This is a genomic window from Mesorhizobium sp. CO1-1-11 (genome assembly GCF_020164995.1).
GTDB lineage: Bacteria > Pseudomonadota > Alphaproteobacteria > Rhizobiales > Rhizobiaceae > Mesorhizobium > Mesorhizobium australicum.
The window spans coordinates 116,367-130,809 of the sequence record NZ_JAIUHE010000002.1 but is presented as its reverse complement, the minus strand read 5'-3'; the positions used below and the strand labels follow the sequence as shown (position 1 = coordinate 130,809).

Sequence of the window (14,443 nt, the reverse complement as noted above, 5' to 3'; positions counted from 1 at the left end):
GACCGAGGGGAGGTGAAGACGCCCGGTCACTTCACCGCGCCAGCGGTCATGCCCATGATCAGGTAGCGCTCCAGGGCGATGCCGATGACGGCAAGCGGCGCGATCGCGGCCGTGGCAAGCGCCGCCATCGACCACCAGTTGATGCCTTGCGAGCCCGTCTGGCTGGCGACCATGACGGGAATAGTCTTGGCGTCCGTCGAGGTCAAAAGGGCGGCGAAGAAGTACTCGTTCCAGCACAGCACCATCGCCAGGATGAAGGCGGCCACCATGCCCGGCAGCGCGATCGGCATGACGATACGGAAAAAGGCGCCCCAGATCGACAGGCCGTCGACGAGGGCTGCTTCCTCGAGTTCGACGGGGATGGAATTGAACTGGTCGCGCATGATCCAGATGACGATCGGCAGCACCATCAGCGTGTAGAGCAGGATCAGTCCGACGCGGGTATCGAGCAATCCGACTTCACGGTAGAGCACCAGGAAGGGCAGGGCCAGCACCACCGGCGGCAGGATGAGCTGCGACAGGAAGAAGAAGGAGATGTCCTCGTTCTTGAACCAGGCGAAATGGTAGCGGTAGCGGGTCAGGCCATAGGCGGCGAGGCTGCCGATGATGATCGCCAGGCTCGACGCGCCAACCGAGGTGATGACCGAATTCATGAAGCGCTTGAGGAACTCGTCGCGCACGGTCGATGTCTGGAAGATCGAGTCCGGCGACAGGCCAAGCGATCGCCAGCCTTTCCAATCCGGCTGGAAGTCCACGAACGGGATCAGGTGGCCCTGGGTGACATCCACCGCCGTCTTGAAGGATGTGGTGATGGTCCAATAGATCGGAAACAGGCAGATGAAGCCCCAGCAGGCGAGCGCACCATAGATGAAGACGCGGCTGGCGAGGAAGCTCGCCGGCGAGCGGATTTCGGATGCGACGTAGTCGGTGGTCTGAACGCTCATCTCTACCTAATTCACATTGCGCACGAAACGGCTGGCGAACTTCAACAGCCAGGTCACGAACACCACGATGATGACGAGATAGGCCATCGCCAGCATGGTGCCATAGCCAACATTCGAGCGGTCGCGGTATTCGCGGTAGATGAAGCTCGAGACCGAATCGGTGGCGCCGCCCGGACCGCCCGAGGTGACCGTGATGATGATGTCGGCAAGCTTCAGCTTGAAGATGATGCGCAGGATCACCGCCGTCACCGACACCGGCAGCATCAGCGGGAAAGTGACCTGCCAGAAGGTTTGCCAGGCTGTGGCGCCGTCGACACGTGCCGCCTCCAGCACCTCGCGCGACATCGCCTGCAGCCCCGCCAGCAGCATGATCATCATGAACGGAATGAAGGTCCAGGCGTCCAGCAGCATGATCGAGATGCGGGCGGTGATCGGGTTCGAGAAGAAGGCCGGGTCTTCCCAGCCGAGATGGCGCGCCAGCGTGGCAGCGGGTCCAAAGCGGTATTCCATCAGCGACTTGCCGATCATCCACGACACCGCGACCGGCGACAGCATGAGCGGCATCAGGAACACCACCCGGAAGAACTTTCGAGCCCGGATCTGCGCGTTGAGGAGCAGTGCCAGGCCAAAGGCGATGACATATTCGACCAGCACCGCCAGCACATAGAGTACCATGTTGAACAGGGCGTTGCGGTAATAGGGGTCGGCGAGCATCTGCCAGAAATTGTCCAGCCCATTGAACCTGCGGCCGCTGAAGGAGGAGAGGTTCCAATCGGTCAGCGCGATGTAGAAGCCGAACAGGGTCGGGAAGATCACCATCGCAATGGTGAACAAAAGGGCCGGCAGCAGGAACAGCGCGCGCTGGCCGTCCTCGCCGCGTGTCAGAACCTGGCCGATGCCGATCGCCACACCCCACAGCACATAGGCGTAAACCACGGGCCGCCATGTCTCGAAGCCGATCGTATCGAGCTCGGTCTTGTAGAGGATCTGCACCACGATCGTTGCCAACAGGCCGAGCGTGGCAATCGCCATCAGCGCCCAGCCCAGACGCCTGCGGCCCGGCGGGATCAGATCATAGGGGGCGGCGTCTGCCGGCCACTGGGTCGCGGTCGAAGTCTGGTCAGTCACAAATCTCGCCCGTTTGGAAGGAAAGGCTGTGGCCCGGCGTTGCCGCCGGACCACGGTTCACAGGGCAGCCTACATGCCGAGCGAGGCCTTGTAGAGCTTGATCTGCTTGTCGCGGCCAATCTGGTCGGTCAGCTTCTCCCAGGCGGCTGCGATGGCATCGGCGCCTTCCTGCGCCTTCATCTTGCCGGCGAAGGTGTTGGCCAGGATATCCTCGGCGGCGCTGTAATACTGGAAGATGCCGGGGATGCGCGGCTCGATCGCCGCGTTGGGATGATTGTAGCTGTCGCCTTCCGACTTCAGATATGAGGTGATGAACGCCTCGTCGTAGCCGGCCGCCACCCACTCCGGAATGTCGAAGTGCGAATTGCGGTAGGGCTGGAAGCCCGACGGATACATCGCCGTCCAGATCGACAGGTCCTTGCCGCCGAGATGGGCGGCGGCCGACCATGCCGCCTTCTTCTTCTTTTCGTCGCTATCGACGCGGGCCATGACATAGACGCCCCAGCCGAGATAGGCGCAGTTGGGCGAATAGTTCGGGCCGCTGGCGAGCTTCTCCCACTTGCCGGTCTTGGAGTTGTAGACATCGTCGGAGCCCGGCAGGATCGAGAAGCCGGTGACATCGCCGATGACCGAGCTGTCATTGGTCTTGACGTTCGAGCCGACGTCGCCCCACCAGGGGATCATCGAGCCGGTGCCGGCCAGGAACTGCTGGAAGGCGGTGGTGTTCGGGTCGGCATTGATCTGGTCGGCCGGCTCCGACGGCAGGGCGTCGATGACGTCCTGGATGGCGCGTACCCAGGCCGGATTGTTGATGCGTGGCTTCATCGTGTCGGCGTCGAACAGCCAGGCCTTGTCGTCGGGATGCTTGGCGTAGGCGGTGGCACGGCTGCCTAGGAAGTAGAAGCCGAACCCGCCCCAGGGCTTGGGCGCGTCGAGGTAGCCGTAGACATCCTGGCCCTTGAACTTCTTGCCTTTCAGGAACTTGGTCACGGCCTGAACCTCTTGCCAGGTCTTAGGCACGCCCCATTCGCTCGTCGCCCCGCCATCCTTCCACTGCTTGGCGAGGTCGGCATCGGCAAACACGTCGGTCCGGTAGTTGAAATTGTGCGCGTCGCCGTCGATGGTGACCCGGTACTGCTTGCCATCCCACGTGCCGACGGGCGGCTTGAGGTAGTTGACGAGATCGTCGAAGTCGATCTGCTTCTTGACCCAGTCGGGCATCTCCGAAGTCAGGCCCTTGCCGCAGACGTCGCCCTCGAACGGCGCGCCCATCTCGATGATGTCGAAGTCGACGGTGCCGGTGGCGATCGACTGCTGCAGGCGGGCGTTGTAGTCGGCCTGCGCCAGGTCGATCCAGCTGATCTTGGCGCCGGTATAGGTCTCCCATGGCTTCAGGAAACCACGGAACAGCACATTGTGCAGGTTCTGGTTGTTGAGGCCCATGAAGGTGAGCTCGACGCCGGCGAACTCGCCTTCCTTGACATTGGCCTTGGTCGCCTCCAGGCAAAGCTCGCCGACCTTCTGGAAGTCGGCGTCTGTCGGCTGGCCTTTGCCAACCCCGGGGATCTGCAGGATTTTCGAGCGCAGTTCGCTTGCGGCGGAAGCCGGGCGCGTCAGCGCGCCAAGTCCGGCGCCGGATGCGGCGGCGATCGCGGCCATCGAGGCCGCGCCCTTCAATATGTCGCGCCTTGTGGCGCCGGCACGTACCAGTTTGTCGTAAAGACCTACTCGCATGGACTATTTCCTCCCAGAACGTTAGTCGTGAATCGAAAGTGCCAATCGTGCCGGGCGCTGGCCTTTTTAGAAGCGAAATCAGGACCCCGACCTGCGTCGCTTCGCGTTCCGTTTTTTCGGGTAGAGTACCGGCGTTCGGATTGGCGCTCGTCACTATTCTCACAACCAAACGCCGTGTCAACGAGGACGGGTTTTTATCTATAAGAGACCGACTTGCCCTGACCGGTCGCGTTGGTTAGCTTCTGCGCCTACGGCCAGTGGAGCCGATGGGGGAACGATGGCTCAAGTCGCGATCAGCAATGTGGCCAAGGCGTTTGGAACCGTCAAGGTTCTGCACGAAGTCAGCGTCGACATTGCCGATGGCCAGTTCGTCGTGCTTGTCGGCCCGTCCGGTTGCGGAAAGTCCACGCTGCTCAGGATGGTGGCCGGGCTGGAGACCGTCTCCGGCGGCACGATCGCCATCGGTGACCGTGTCGTCAATCACCTGCCGCCCGCAAAACGCGACATCGCCATGGTGTTCCAGAACTATGCGCTCTACCCGCACAAGACGGTCGAGCAGAACATGGCCTTCGCCCTCAAGCTGCGCAAGACCGATCCGGCCGTGGTTGCCGAGCGGGTCAAGCGCGCCGCCGACATCCTCGACCTCAGCCCCTATCTGAAGCGCTACCCGCGCCAGCTTTCCGGCGGCCAGCGTCAGCGCGTCGCCATGGGGCGCGCCATCGTGCGCAATCCGCAGGTATTCCTGTTCGACGAGCCGCTTTCGAACCTCGACGCCAAGCTGCGCGTGCAGATGCGAACCGAGATAAAGGAACTGCACCAGCGGCTGAAGACCACCACCATCTATGTCACCCACGACCAGATCGAAGCCATGACGATGGCCGACAAGATCGTCGTCATGCGCGATGGCCGCATCGAACAGGTCGGCGCGCCGCTGGAGCTTTTCGACCGGCCGGCGAACCTTTTCGTTGCCGGCTTCATCGGCTCGCCGTCGATGAACCTGCTCAAGGGTACCGGGCGCAAGGGCGGCGTCGAGATTGCCGGAACGCTATTCCCGGTCGCTCCGAACAACACCGTCGAGGAAGGGCGCTCCGTCGTCTATGGCGTGCGCCCCGAACATCTCGAAATCCATCCCGAAGGCGTGCCGGCGAAGATTTCCGTGGTCGAGCCGACCGGCTCGGAAACCCTGGTGTTCCTCCGCTTCGGCGACGGCGAGATGGTGGCGCTGTTTCGCGAGCGCCATGACTTCAAGCCCGGCGATACGCTGAAGCTCCGGCCAAGGCTCGACCATATCCATCTGTTCGATGCCGAGACCGGCAAGCGTCTCTGATCTCAAACGCACTCCACGAGGACCATCATGCTCAAAGGGATCGATCCGTTGCTCAATGCCGACGTGCTCCAGGCATTGCGGGCGATGGGGCATGGCGACGACCTGATCATCGCCGACACCAACTTCCCGTCCGATTCGGTGGCGCGCCAGACGGCGCTCGGTCGGGTGCTGCGCATCGATGCGCCGGCGGCGCGAGTGGTCAAGGCGGTGCTGTCGCTCTACCCGCTGGACACCTTCGTCGATGATTCCGCCGCCCGAATGGAGATCGTCGGAAAGCCGGACGAGATTCCAGCCGTGCAGAAGGAAGTGCAGAAAGAGATCGACGCCGCGGAGGGCAAGTCCTGGCCGATGGTGCCGGTCGAGCGTTACGCCTTCTACGAGCGCGCCAAGCAGGCCTATTGCGTCATCCAGACCGGCGAACGCCGCTTCTACGGCTGCTTTGCCTTCCGCAAGGGCGTCGTGCCGCCGGATGCGGAGTAGCGGCATGGCCTCGGGCAAGCCGGTCGTCATCCTCGGTGTGTTTGTCGCCGACACGGCCTACAGGGCCCAGCGCCAGCCGCGCATGGGCGAAACGATCCTTGGCAATTCCTTCAAGCTGGGGCCAGGCGGCAAGGGGTCGAACCAGGCCGTGGCCGCTGGCAAGCTGGGGGCCGACGTCGCGTTCCTGACCCGCCTCGGTGTCGATGCCTTCGCCGACATGGCCAAGCGGACCTGGAAGGATGCCGGCGTGAAGAGCGCCGCCATCGACACGCCGGACAGCTACACCGGTGCCGCCTACATCTTCGTCGAGGAGGGGAGCGGCAACAACGCCATCATCGTCAGCCCCGGCGCTGCCATGCTGATCACGCCCGAGGACATCGAAGCCAATGCCGACCTTATCAGGGGTGCCGGTGTTTTCGTGACGCAGCTCGAACAGCCGATCGATGCCGCGCTGCGGGCATTGGAGATCGCACGCGGGGCCGGGGTGACGACCATCCTCAACCCGGCACCGGCGGCAAAGCTACCCGACCGCATCTACACGCTCTGCGACTATCTTACACCGAACGAGACAGAGACGGAGGAGTTGACCGGGCTGAAAGTTTCTTCGGTCGAGGAGGCTCGCGCCGCCGCCGGCAAGCTGCTCGAAAAGGGCGTCGGCACGGTCATCGTCACGCTGGGCGAAAAGGGCGCGCTCCTGCACACGAAGGATCGCTCCGAGCATGTTTCCGCCATCAGTGCCGGCCCTGTCGTCGAAACCACCGGCGCGGGGGACGCCTTCAACGGCGGCTTGGCCGCAGCACTTTCGCGAGGCGTGGAGCCGCTGGAGGCGGTGCGCTTCGCCTGCGCCGTGGCCGGCATTTCGGTGACCCGTCCAGGCACGGCACCGTCTATGCCGACATCGCAGGAGGTCGAGGCGTTGCTGGCCAAGCGCTGAGGCTGCTCAGGGTTCGCGGGGTCCCGGAGCCCAGACCGTTCTGGCCTCCGGGTCAGTGGGCGTTGAGAAGCTACTGCATGACGTAGCAGCGCTTTCCCTGGTCGGGAGCGGGATCGCCGAATGCATCGTTGTCGCATTGGACGCCATTGCGGAACACGTCCTGCGTGAACCGGCCGCGGGCGCCATACCTGACCACCTTGCGGCCATAGAAATCGCAGAATTCGCCTTCCTCGGCGCAGACCGCCCACTTCTCGCGGCGAGGCTGATCGTAGTCGTCGTTCGACTCGTCACGGTCGCGCTTCACGATGAAGCAGAACTTTTCCTTGCCCGGCGCGGGATCGCCGAAAACGCGGTTCGAACAGGGTACCGCGTTGCGCTCGATGTAACGCGAGGTCGTGCGGCCCCTGGCGCCGTAGACGACCTCGGCGGGATAGGGCAGGCGGCAGATCTCGCCCTCGCGAGCGCATCGCTGCAGCCGGTCGGCCGACGCGGCGGCGGGAAAAAGGACGGATGCGGCCGTCGTCGCGCCACCCAGGCAAATCAGCGTGAATATCGTGCGCGTGGAAATGTTCGGTGCAATTGACATTACGTCCTCCATGCCATTCCGGCAGCATACTGCAATGTGGCTGCCTGCGGCATGAATCGAGCGTTTTGTGGGCGATTGCGCAAGCAGATTCGCAACGACCAAGTCGTCCGCTGTCCGCAGGGCCTCTTCGTCCGTTGCTTGGCGACCCACAGGAATCGCGTCGTGGATTCCAAGGCATCGCTCATGCAAGGGCGATTTTGGAGCCGAGAAGAACCGGGCCGAAGAAGGTCTTCGGACGCTGTTCCTGGAGAGGTCTTTGACAATTTTGTCGGCATTTCCCCGGAGCCAAGGATCATCGTCCTTGAGGGGAAATGGCGCGAGTGACGGGGCTCGAACCCGCGACCTCCGGCGTGACAGGCCGGCACTCTAACCAACTGAGCTACACCCGCGCATTGACGAGCACGTGTCAGCCGTGTTCGTCGTTGGGGCGCTGGATAAGGGGTTCGCTACCGGGTGTCAAGCGCACCAAACCATCATAACGCCAAACAGGAGAAGGTTTTTTGACAGCCGGCATTTTGTTCGCAAATCCGGCCTGCGAACAGGGTATCCCGCACTCATTTGGCCTTGCGAAGCAAGCCCCGACCGCTTAAAGGTCCGGCCCGGAGCGGGCGATTAGCTCAGTTGGTAGAGCGCTTCGTTTACACCGAAGATGTCGGCGGTTCGAGCCCGTCATCGCCCACCATTCAAACCCACATTTCAAGTCAGCTGAGACCCGGCCGCTAGCGCAGCGCGATATCACGGCGGCACCATCCGGAAATCCTTGCCCTCCGGCAGCAACTGCCCGCCATCGACCACGATGGTCGTTCCCGTGATGTAGCTCGCATCGTCCGAGGCGAGGAACAGGAAGGCGTTGGCCACGTCGCGTGGGCTGCCGAGCCGGCCGAGCGGGATGGAATCTTCCATGTTCTTGATATAGGCGGCGCCGCGATGCTCCTGGATGGCTTCGGTGATGATATTGCCGGGTTCGACGCCGTTGACGGTGACGCCGTAGGCGGAGAATTCCAGCGCCGCGGCGCGAATGAAGCCGTTGATGCCTGCTTTCGTCGCGGAATAGTGGCCATGGCCGGGGCTGGTGACATGCGGGCCGGTGATGGAGGAGGTGTAGAGCATGCGGCCAAAGCGCTGCGCCTTCATCGGCACCAGGGCCGCGCGGCTGGCGTTGAAGGTGCCGCGCAAATTGACCGCCATGACGCGGTCCCAGTCGTCGGCGCTGGTGTTCTCGATCAACTGCCAGGGATAGATGCCGGCATTCTGGACGATGATGTCGAGGCGGCCATGGTGTTTCAGCGAAAGCGCCACGGCGGCCTCGGCGTCGCTCATTTGCGAGATGTCGGTGCGGATGAAGGGAACGCCAAGCTCATCCGCGCTTGCCCGCCCGGCCCCGGTCTCGGAGTCGGCGAGCACCAGCCTTGCACCTTCCTCGGCGAAGCGCAGCGCGATGCCCTTACCGATGCCGCGCGCGCCGCCGACGATCAGCGCCACCTTGCCTTCCAGTCGTCCTGTCATGCGAGCCGTCCTGTCACGCCAACCTTTGGCGAATGGTTTGCTTGAATGCATCGAGCAGCACGGCCGCCAACACCAGCAGGCCATGGATGACCTGGGTGAAGTTGGCGGGCAGGCCCATCAGGTTGATCGCCGTGTTGATGGCCGAAAGCAGGAGCACGCCGGCGTACACGCCGGGCAAGGTGCCGACGCCGCCCTTCAGGCTGACGCCGCCGATAACCACGGCCGCGAAGGCGTTGAACAGAAGGCCGACGCCCAGATTGGCGGTGGCGCCCGAGGTGCGGATCGCCAGCAGCCAGCCGGCCAGCCCTGCGATGGCGCCGGCGAGCACGAAGGCGATGATCAGGTTGCGGTTCACCCGGATGCCGGCACGGAAGGTCGCGGTTTCATTGCCGCCGATCATCACCAGGTGCCTGCCGAACGGGGTCTTGGCCATGATCAGTGAGAACACGACGAAACAGGCCACCGCGATCCAGGCGGTAAGCGGCAGGCCAACCAGGCGCTGGATGCCGAACCAGCGGATGGCGGGTGCCAGATCCTGCGCCGAGCGGCCGCCCGAAATGACCAGCACCAGGCCGCGCACCCAGATGTAGGAGGCGAGCGTGATGATAAAGGCGCTCATCTTGACCTTGACCACGAGATAGCCGTTGAAGGCGCCGATGAGGCCGCCGACGGCCAGCGCCAGCAGCAGCGAGACCGGAACCATCAGCCATTCCGGGTGCAACTGCACGCCGAGGCCGATGCCCGAGGAACAAAACAGGATGCCCACCGCCATGGCGCTGAGCGCGGCGACGGATTCGACCGACAGGTCCATGTGCCCGGCAATGATGACCAGCGCCAGGCCGATCGACATCACACCGAGCACGCTCGACGCCTCGATGATGTTGGCGAAGATGCCGAGCTGGAAATAGTTCGGGATGAACAGCGAGAAGACGACCAGGACAAAAAGCAGCATGAACCAGACGAGGTTGTCGAGGACGAACTCCAGGGCGTGGCGTGTGCGAGGGTTCATGTGTCGATCCGGTTGGCGTGCGGGATCAAAGCCGCGGCAGGTTGCCTGCGTCTCGTTTCATGCGGGCAGGGCAGGGCTCCGGGCCTGGTATGGCCCGGAGCGGTCGGGCCGTCTGTCTATTCGACCGGCTTGACGGTATCCGTCGGCGGCTTCTGGTTGCCCCAGAAAGCCGGGTTGTCGACGTTTTCCTTGGTGATGGCGGCACCCGGGATCTTGATGTTGGGGCCCCAGGCTTCCTTGGTAAGGGTCGATTTCAGGCCAAGCACATCGTATTCGCCGGGCTTGATCTCTTCCTTCTTGACGACCTTGTCCATGAACATGGCGACGGCGGCGGCCTGTGCGTAAAGCGGCTGCTCGACCTCGACGTTGAGCCAGCCCTTGCGGATCAGGTCGAGGCCGACCGGTGCGCCGTTCGAGCTCATCAGCATGACGTCGCCCGGCTTCTTGCCGGCGGCCTCGAGCGAGGCGACGGCGGCGACCGACAGGTGTGCGGCATGGCTGAAGATCAGGTCGATGTCGGGGTTGGCCAGCATCTGGTCGGCAACGATGGTGCCGGCGTTGCTGGCCTCCCACTGCATGGCCGGCAGCGAGATGATCTTGACGTCTGGGAACGCCTTCATCTTCTCCTCGAAACCCTTCTGGATGTCGAGCGTGTAGGGATCGCCGGGATCGCCAAGCACCTGCAGGACCTTGCCCTTCACCGAGCCGTTCTTGGCTTTCAGAAGCTTTTCGGCCTGCTCGGCGGCGACGTAGCCGATCTCGACGGTGCCCGCGACCGACGTGAAGTCGGACGGTGTCGACGTGATCTGGCGGTCGAACTCGACCACCGGAATGCCGGCCGCGCGCGCTGCCTCGATCGATGGTTTCAGCGCATTGAAATCGACGGCGGCCAGGATGATCGCCGCCGGCTTCAGCGCGATGACGTCGTTCATCTGCGATTGCTGGGCGTCGGTCTTGTTGTCGGCGTTCAGCGTCTTCATCTCGTAGCCGGTCTGTTTCAGGAACAGCTCCAGCGCGCTCACCGAGCCGGTCTGGAATTCGTCGAGCAATGTCGGCACCATGTAGTAGACGATACCCTTGGACTGGGCGAATGCCGGCGTGAGCGTGGCAAAGGCCAGTGCCAGGATACCGAAGACAGCAAGAAGTATTCGCTTCATGTCGTTGGCTCCCTGTTAAGCCGGACCCCTCTTTGTCCCTCAGCCCGCCGGTCCGGCACCGGCAAGCGTCTCTCCGGTGATCATGTTGATCACCGCATCGGGACTTGTCTTGTTGCGGGCGACATCGCCCGCCACGACGCCTTGCCGGATGACCACGATCCGGTCGGCGACCTGAAAAGCCTGCTGCATGATATGGGTGATGATGACGACGCCGATGCCCTGGCTCGCCACCTGGCGGATCATTTCGAGACCGCGCCGGGTTTGCTCGACGCCAAGTGCGGCGAACGGCTCGTCGAGAAGCACCAGCTTGCCGCCCCAATGCACGAAGCGGTTCAGCTCGATGGCCTGCCGCTGGCCGCCCGAGAGATGCTCGACATTGGTGCGCAGTGAAGGAATGCGGGTCCCGGCGCTGGCCAGCGCCTTGCCGACGACGGCTTCCATGGCGCGCTCGTCGAGCACCGGAATGCCGAGCACCTTTCTGGTGATCTCGCGGCCCATGAAGAAATTGGCCACCACATCGACATTGGTGCACAGCGACAGGTCCTGGTAGACGGTCTCGATGCCTGCCGCCTTGGCTTCCGCCGGCGACCGGGCCAGGAATTCCTTGCCCTCGAACAGCATGCGGCCGGAGGTCGGTTCGAGACCGCCAGCTATGATCTTGACCAGCGTCGACTTGCCGGCGCCGTTGTCGCCGAGCAGCGCCACCACTTCGCCCTTGCCGATGGAAAAGCTGATCCCCTTCAGCGCTTCGATCGCGCCGTAGTTCTTGGTCACGTTGTCGAGCACCAGCAGGGGTTCGCTCATGCGGCAATCTCCCTGCCCGAAAGTATGTCGCGGCCGCGCTCGCGTTCGGCGGCGAACATCTGCCCGAAGCGTGGCGACAACACCCCTGAAACGGCGAGCGCCGCCGCGCCGCGCAGCACGGCATGCTGGCCGCCGCTGGCGACGATGACGCGCGGCGTCTTGCGGTCCGCGCGGGCCGAAACCGAATTGTGCAGCGGTTCGGCCGCGTCCGCCAGGCGCTCGAGCAGTTCCGATGCCGCCAGGCCGCCGAGCACGACCGTCTCTGGATCGAAGAGGTTTTCGATGATGGCGATGGTGTTGCGGAAGATCGGGCCGACTTGCGCCACCCAATCGGCGTCGCTGCCGGCCCGGCGGCCCCGCGCCTCGAGCGAGAGATAGCGCTCGAGGCAGCCTCGGTTGCCGCAGGGGCAAAGCTCGCCATCGGGGACCACGGGAATGTGGCCGATCTCGCCGGCATTGCCCCAGCCGCCGCGCAGAACGCTGCCGTCATGCATCATCGCGCCGCCAAGCCCGACGCCGAAATAGAGATAGTAATAGTCGGAATGGCGGGCTCCGATGCCATAGAGCCGCTCGCCCATCGCGGCCGCGGCCATGTCGCTCTCGAAGAACGCCGGCAATCCTGTCGCGGCCGTCAGCCGCTCACGCAGCGCCACATGCTTCCAGCCGGTCATCGTGGTCGGGCCGACAAAGCTCATGGAGTCCACATCGAACGGGCCGGGAAGCGCCATGCCGACGCCGATGACGCGGCCGCCGGGCCGCTTGCCCGTCAGGTCGCGGACCATGGCGCCGATCTGGTCGAACGCCTGATCGGGCGTCGCGTTGGACGCTTCGCGGCGTGAACTCTCGATAACGTCGCCGCTGAGATTGATCAGCGCGGCGTCTATTCCAAGCGGCGTCAGGTGGATGCCGACGGCATAGCCGCCTTCCGGGTTGATGCGCAGCGTTGCCGGTGGCAGGCCACGTCCCTTCGGCTCTTCGCGCACGGACAGGATGTAGCCCTGTTCCTCCAGTTCGCGAACGATGGTCGACACGGTCTGCACGGTGAGCCCGACGTGCCTGGCGATGTCGCCGCGTGCAATCGGGCCATGACGGCGGATGGACTCAAGCACGATGCGCCGGTTGTATGGCCGCCCGAACTCCTGATTGGTCCCCCGCAATGCCATGCCTTGCGCCCCCACTTGACGTAAGGTTCGCATCAAACATTTATTCAGTCAAATGGAATTCAAAAATAATCCGGAAGCTGAGGAGCCGAGATCCTATGGCGGTTTACGGGGTGCGGGATACCGCATGGCGAGGAGAGGTGTGCTCGACCGGGACCGACGGCTCCGGATTCAGCAAGCGAGCGGCTGATCTTGCTAGAGATACTGGGCGACTTTCTTGCCGACGGTCAAGAAGCGCAGCGGATCGATCGCCTCGCCATTGTGACGCACTTCATAGTGCAGATGCGGGCCGGTCGAGCGCCCACTGCTGCCGGTCTTGCCGATGACGGCGCCGGCGTCCACTTTCTCGCCTACCGTCACGTCGATCTCGCTGAGATGTCCGTAGCGCGTGGCAAAGCCATTGCCATGGTCGATCTCGACCATGCGGCCATAGCCGCCATTCCAGCCGGCCTTGGTGACGATGCCGGGCGCGGTGACCTTGGCCGCCATGCCGATCGGCGCCCTGAAATCCATGCCCGAATGCAACGCGGCCGTGCCGAGAATGGGATCGGTGCGCACGCCGAACGGACTGGTGACGGAGTGGCCAGGGGCAGGGTTTGCAAGCGGCAACCGGCGCGCTTCCTTCTTGAGGTGATCGAGCGTATCCAGCGCCTCGTCCAGTTCCTTGACCTTGCTGTCGAAGATCATCGACGAGTCGAGCGGAATCAGCGGTCCGCCGACATCGCTTTCGTTCTTGCCGAAATCACTGTCGACCGGCAGTCCGGCCGTCTGCAGCGCCTGCTGGATGGCATCGGCGCTTTTGTAGGCGTTGTCCGCGAGCGTGTTGATGCGGCTGAGCTGTTCATTCTCGATGGATTTCAGCGACTGGTTGATCGAGACGAACAGCCTGTCGGCGCGATCGGCGGCTGAGTCGCTGGGCAGCGGATCGGTGCGGGTCGACCACAAGGAGAAGGGCCTTGTGTCGGCGGTGCCGAGGTCCGCGCCCAGGCTGGCAACCGCGTAGTTCCGCGCTGGCTGGCTGATGCTGCCGGTCACCTCGGCGCGCTTGTCCGGCTTGGCGGGCGCGGCCGGATCTTCGGCGGGCACCGTTCCGATATCACCTTCGGCGCGTTCGAGCAGTGGGCCGAGACGGCCATGCCGCTGGCTGAGCTGCGTCTGGCGCTCGAGCAATTCGCTGACTTTGGTCTCCATCAGTTGCTGGTCGAGCAACTGCCTGCTGGTGATGCGGTCGACCTGGGCGCGAAGCGCCGAAATGCGGTCTTCGTAAGCCTGCTGCATGCGAGCCTGGCGCGCCGTGGTGGCGCCGATCAGGTCGTCGCGCAGCACGAGATAGGATGTGGCCAGGAGGTAGCCGATGGCAATGGCGGCGAGTGCTGAACCAATGAATGCCGCCAGCCAGGGGCGGATCGTGAAGTGCCTGATCTCGTTGCCCCGGGCGATGATGATCGTGTGCGGTTCCTTGCGCCTGCCGAAGACTGCGGACTGACCGGTTGCGTTCACGGGACCAAGCTTTCGTTACGACACCACGACCGCCTGATTACACATTATTAGGGTTAACAAAGGCTTGCCGTATCGGCAGCGCGACGCCGAATGCACGCAATGCAGGCAAGAGGTTGCATGGAAATCGCCAGCTACGGCCGCTACGTCGCGAAATCGTTGGCGAGGAGCACCAAT

General features: G+C 63.6%; 13 protein-coding genes and 2 tRNA genes. 4 read left to right on the top strand and 11 right to left on the bottom strand.

Features of this window, described 5'->3' with window-relative positions; all coding sequences use genetic code 11:
* Window positions 1-26: 26 nt before the first annotated feature.
* The 3 genes from LB554_RS02615 to LB554_RS02605 all read right to left on the bottom strand — a co-directional run bounded on the left by LB554_RS02615 (window position 27) and on the right by LB554_RS02605 (window position 3,806).
* Complete coding sequence (locus LB554_RS02615) at window positions 27-944, bottom strand: carbohydrate ABC transporter permease (protein ID WP_023773222.1); 918 nt, start codon at window positions 942-944, stop codon at window positions 27-29.
* 6 nt (window positions 945-950) lie between these two features.
* A complete protein-coding gene (locus LB554_RS02610; protein ID WP_224583020.1) occupies window positions 951-2,072 on the bottom strand; it encodes a carbohydrate ABC transporter permease in 1,122 nt (373 codons plus the stop codon).
* Window positions 2,073-2,141: 69 nt separating this feature from the next.
* Window positions 2,142-3,806 carry an ABC transporter substrate-binding protein gene (locus tag LB554_RS02605; protein WP_015318190.1) on the bottom strand — a complete coding sequence of 555 codons (1,665 nt, stop codon included), beginning with the start codon at window positions 3,804-3,806 and terminating at the stop codon, window positions 2,142-2,144.
* A gap of 277 nt (window positions 3,807-4,083) precedes the next feature.
* Here LB554_RS02605 and LB554_RS02600 point away from each other — a divergent pair, with 277 nt between their 5' ends.
* Genes LB554_RS02600 through rbsK form a run of 3 tightly spaced genes read left to right on the top strand, consistent with a single transcriptional unit; the run spans window position 4,084 to window position 6,547 of the window.
* Window positions 4,084-5,133: an ABC transporter ATP-binding protein gene (locus LB554_RS02600; RefSeq protein WP_140717504.1), complete on the top strand. Its 1,050-nt coding sequence runs from the start codon at window positions 4,084-4,086 to the stop codon at window positions 5,131-5,133.
* 27 nt (window positions 5,134-5,160) lie between these two features.
* Entirely contained in the window at window positions 5,161-5,613 is a 453-nt protein-coding gene (locus tag LB554_RS02595) for an RbsD/FucU family protein (protein WP_015318188.1), read from the top strand.
* A 4-nt stretch (window positions 5,614-5,617) separates the two neighbouring features.
* A complete protein-coding gene (gene rbsK, locus LB554_RS02590; RefSeq protein ID WP_224583018.1) occupies window positions 5,618-6,547 on the top strand; it encodes a ribokinase in 930 nt (309 codons plus the stop codon).
* A gap of 70 nt (window positions 6,548-6,617) precedes the next feature.
* Here the strand turns inward: rbsK and LB554_RS02585 are convergent, their stop codons facing one another.
* Both LB554_RS02585 and LB554_RS02580 read right to left on the bottom strand, forming a co-directional pair.
* Window positions 6,618-7,133, bottom strand: coding sequence for a hypothetical protein (locus LB554_RS02585; RefSeq protein ID WP_015318186.1), 516 nt, complete (start codon window positions 7,131-7,133; stop codon window positions 6,618-6,620).
* A gap of 312 nt (window positions 7,134-7,445) precedes the next feature.
* Window positions 7,446-7,522, bottom strand: a tRNA-Asp gene (locus LB554_RS02580).
* A gap of 217 nt (window positions 7,523-7,739) precedes the next feature.
* Between LB554_RS02580 and LB554_RS02575 the strand changes: the two genes are divergently transcribed.
* Window positions 7,740-7,815: transfer RNA gene (locus tag LB554_RS02575), tRNA-Val, on the top strand.
* Between the two features lie 53 nt (window positions 7,816-7,868).
* On the opposite strand, the gene LB554_RS02570 is transcribed toward LB554_RS02575, so the two are convergent.
* The 6 genes from LB554_RS02570 to LB554_RS02545 form a co-directional block, all read right to left on the bottom strand.
* The gene (locus LB554_RS02570; RefSeq protein WP_224583017.1) at window positions 7,869-8,639 is read right to left on the bottom strand and encodes an SDR family NAD(P)-dependent oxidoreductase; all 771 of its coding nucleotides are present in this window, start codon (window positions 8,637-8,639) and stop codon (window positions 7,869-7,871) included.
* Between the two features lie 13 nt (window positions 8,640-8,652).
* Window positions 8,653-9,648, bottom strand: coding sequence for an ABC transporter permease (locus tag LB554_RS02565; RefSeq protein ID WP_015318184.1), 996 nt, complete (start codon window positions 9,646-9,648; stop codon window positions 8,653-8,655).
* 116 nt (window positions 9,649-9,764) lie between these two features.
* On the bottom strand, window positions 9,765-10,805 hold the full coding sequence (locus tag LB554_RS02560; RefSeq protein WP_015318183.1) for a sugar ABC transporter substrate-binding protein: 1,041 nt from the start codon (window positions 10,803-10,805) through the stop codon (window positions 9,765-9,767).
* A gap of 39 nt (window positions 10,806-10,844) precedes the next feature.
* Window positions 10,845-11,609, bottom strand: coding sequence for an ATP-binding cassette domain-containing protein (locus tag LB554_RS02555; protein WP_015318182.1), 765 nt, complete (start codon window positions 11,607-11,609; stop codon window positions 10,845-10,847).
* Window positions 11,606-12,772 (bottom strand): ROK family transcriptional regulator, encoded by a 1,167-nt coding sequence (locus tag LB554_RS02550; protein WP_224583015.1) that lies wholly within the window; start codon window positions 12,770-12,772, stop codon window positions 11,606-11,608. Before LB554_RS02550 ends, LB554_RS02555 begins: the two co-directional genes overlap by 4 nt.
* A gap of 192 nt (window positions 12,773-12,964) precedes the next feature.
* Entirely contained in the window at window positions 12,965-14,269 is a 1,305-nt protein-coding gene (locus tag LB554_RS02545; protein WP_224583014.1) for a M23 family metallopeptidase, read from the bottom strand.
* Window positions 14,270-14,443 lie beyond the last annotated feature (174 nt).

Excerpts from the sequence above, each read along its gene's own strand:
- LB554_RS02615 (WP_023773222.1), bottom strand. The coding sequence starts at position 944 with ATGAGCGTTCAGACCACCGACTACGTCGCATCCGAAATCCGCTCGCCG.
- LB554_RS02605 (WP_015318190.1), bottom strand. The coding sequence starts at position 3,806 with ATGCGAGTAGGTCTTTACGACAAACTGGTACGTGCCGGCGCCACAAGG.
- LB554_RS02600 (WP_140717504.1), top strand. The coding sequence starts at position 4,084 with ATGGCTCAAGTCGCGATCAGCAATGTGGCCAAGGCGTTTGGAACCGTC.
- LB554_RS02595 (WP_015318188.1), top strand. The coding sequence starts at position 5,161 with ATGCTCAAAGGGATCGATCCGTTGCTCAATGCCGACGTGCTCCAGGCA.
- rbsK (WP_224583018.1), top strand. The coding sequence starts at position 5,618 with ATGGCCTCGGGCAAGCCGGTCGTCATCCTCGGTGTGTTTGTCGCCGAC.
- LB554_RS02585 (WP_015318186.1), bottom strand. The coding sequence starts at position 7,133 with ATGTCAATTGCACCGAACATTTCCACGCGCACGATATTCACGCTGATT.
- LB554_RS02570 (WP_224583017.1), bottom strand. The coding sequence starts at position 8,639 with ATGACAGGACGACTGGAAGGCAAGGTGGCGCTGATCGTCGGCGGCGCG.
- LB554_RS02565 (WP_015318184.1), bottom strand. The coding sequence starts at position 9,648 with ATGAACCCTCGCACACGCCACGCCCTGGAGTTCGTCCTCGACAACCTC.
- LB554_RS02560 (WP_015318183.1), bottom strand. The coding sequence starts at position 10,805 with ATGAAGCGAATACTTCTTGCTGTCTTCGGTATCCTGGCACTGGCCTTT.
- LB554_RS02555 (WP_015318182.1), bottom strand. The coding sequence starts at position 11,609 with ATGAGCGAACCCCTGCTGGTGCTCGACAACGTGACCAAGAACTACGGC.
- LB554_RS02550 (WP_224583015.1), bottom strand. The coding sequence starts at position 12,772 with ATGGCATTGCGGGGGACCAATCAGGAGTTCGGGCGGCCATACAACCGG.